General features: G+C 56.1%; 1 protein-coding gene. It reads right to left on the bottom strand.

The annotated features are described in order from the left end of the window. Nucleotides 1-115: LysR family transcriptional regulator (locus KVT28_RS27440; RefSeq protein WP_217551516.1), on the bottom strand; the 115-nt coding region annotated here is incomplete at its 3' end. Between the last annotated feature and the right edge of the window lie 115 nt (nt 116-230).

The following is a 230-nucleotide window of genomic DNA, read 5'->3' as shown; positions in this document are numbered from 1 at the left end:
TCAGCGCGGAAGGGACGCGTCCCAGTTCATCGGCCGCAGCGGCAAAGCTGCCACGACGGTCAATTGCATCCATCACACGTAAAGCTTCAAGGGATAACGCGCGGTCTTTTGCCATGCCGGTTCTCTGTCAGTAAATTTGTACATGCCAGGCAGATTAACTGGCTTACAATCCGGCGTCCAGGCTTTTTCCATAATCCCATCAAGCCTGCGGGCGGTTCTCACCGCAGCGC

This window comes from Pantoea sp. GbtcB22, from assembly GCF_019091025.1.
GTDB lineage: Bacteria > Pseudomonadota > Gammaproteobacteria > Enterobacterales > Enterobacteriaceae > Pantoea > Pantoea leporis.
Note: the sequence above shows the minus strand (reverse complement) of the source record. Positions and strands in the feature narration are given on the sequence as shown.